The organism is bacterium (genome assembly GCA_024226335.1).
Lineage (GTDB): Bacteria > Myxococcota_A > UBA9160 > SZUA-336 > SZUA-336 > JAAELY01.
Genome location: JAAELY010000428.1, coordinates 1 through 1994, shown reverse-complemented (window position 1 = coordinate 1994; position 1994 = coordinate 1). Strand labels below are relative to the sequence as shown.

Below are 1994 nucleotides of genomic sequence, written 5' to 3'. Positions count from 1 at the left end.
GTGCTGTTTCTCGATGTTGATCGCGTCCTGGAGCAGCTGGAGATTCGCGAGACTCTCAGCCTTCTCCCGGAACACGTCGATCTTCTCGTCCGCAACCCCCACCGTCCGCAGTTTCTTGGGTGAAAACCGCGATCGGGCGAAAACGTGATCGACGTGAAAGTGGTTGCGCAGGTCGATGAACGGGAACAGCAGCGAGAGCAGAGGAAAAAGGCGACCGTCGCCGTACCGCATGTCGAGCAGCTCCTCGACCTCCTCCGGATCGAAGGCCAGCGACTTGCCGCGCCGCGCCATCGCGTCGTGCAGCTCCTTGGCCGGGAACCGCTCCCTTCCGTGCTCGCGCAGCACCTCGCGCAGCGCGGTCAGCAGCGTGTCGAGACCGCTACCCCAGATTCCGGACTTCACCAGGCTGCGAACCACCCACTGGCGTATGCGATCGCGGTCCTCGGCGTATCGGTTGTGGGTCACGTAACTCGATTTGGGCCGCTGGCGAAAAAGGTAGTACGCGATCGGGAGAATCGCGCTGTCGGCGCGCAGCGTCTGTCCGGTGAAACCGTAGGACGACATCAGCTCCACGGTGAGCACCAGCGCGCGCCTGATCTCCGGCCACTTCTCCTCGAGCACCGCCATGTTGTCGCGATTGAAGTTGGCGACCTTGAAGCCGACGTTGCCGATGTCGCTCAACATGAGACCCGCCTTCAACACCAGATCCTTCGAGAACCGGAATCCGTCTCCGGCCTGGTTGATCTCGTCGACCAGCGAGTGGATCTCCTCCCGTGCATCGAGGCGTGTCCACTGCGCCACGGCGACCGAAAGCAGGAGGTCGGAATAGGAGAGGATCGTCCCGCCGCTGTTCATGCGGATGAAGATGTTCAACACCTTCTCGAGATCCTGGCTCTTCTCCTGGTAGTAGGCCACCAGGTTCTTGTTGTGGACGATCTGAAAGAGCCGATCGAGGGCCGAGAACGCCTTGTTCAGATCCGCTTGCTCCAGCCGCTCGTTGAGCCAGGCCAGGAGCGGCGGCCCCGGCTCCATCGCCAGGATGTCCGCCACCTTGAACCAGCATTCCCCCGGCTCCGGCTTCTCAGCGCGTTCCGGGGTCAGGAATGCGAAGCGGTAACGAACGCCTGTTTCCTCCTCATCGGCGTCGGCGAGCAGGTCGAGGTATAGATATCGGATCGGAAACGCGTCGGGGTTGTTCCACCATTTGTACTGGAGCTTCCACGCCATCGAGCCCCGCAGGCCGATGTTGAGAGCGGTCAATCGCTGCTGGCCGTCGAGGACGGCGGTCAGCGCTTTGTTGTTCTGGACCGCCAGCGGCGGGCAATGTGGCTGGTCCCGCTGATGGTAGTCACGCACGAAGTCATAGAACCGGTACCGACTGCTGTTCTGAGGCTCCACTTCCCAGTAGAGAAAGGTGCCGAAAGGATACCCCTGCATCATGCTGTCGAAGAGGCGCGTGATCTGGGTCGGCTTCCAGACGAACTCGCGCTGGATTGCCGGAAGCACGAACTTATGGCTTTCGATGCCCTCGAGCGTCTGACGGATCGTGTCGCCGGTCTGGTACATAGATTTGGCTCTCTATTCAGCGGATCTCGATTCGTTCGGGTCGCCTAGCGCCGCTTTCATGTTCTGCGGCTGGGAGTCAGCCCGGCCCACCCTGATCAGATTCAGACAGCTCCGCCTCGATCTCCTCAATCGTGGGCAGCGCCGATCGCAGCGTCTCCGGGAGGGCGCGGGTCAGCTCGTATTCCGACACTCCGATAGGTTTCTTGACGCCGCGCAGCGCATACTCTGCCAGAACCTTCTTCTTGTCCTGGCACAGGATCAGCCCGATGGACGGGCTGTCGTGTTCATGCCGGAGCATATCGTCGACAACGTTGAGATAGAAATTCATCTTGCCCGCGTAGTCCGGCTTGAACGCACCGACCTTCAAATCGATGACCACGAAGCATCGCAGCTTCAGGTGGTAGAAGAGCAGGTCCAGGTAGAAGTCG

The 1994-nt window shown here is 60.8% G+C and carries 2 protein-coding genes; both read right to left on the bottom strand.

Annotation, left to right across the window (positions count from 1 at the left end):
• Positions 1–1566, bottom strand: a 1566-nt coding sequence (locus GY725_20810; GenBank protein MCP4006628.1) for a DUF262 domain-containing protein, incomplete at its 3' end; no start/stop codon positions are given.
• Positions 1567–1642: 76 nt separating this feature from the next.
• Positions 1643–1994, bottom strand: a 352-nt coding sequence (locus GY725_20805; GenBank protein MCP4006627.1) for a DUF1016 domain-containing protein, incomplete at its 5' end; no start/stop codon positions are given.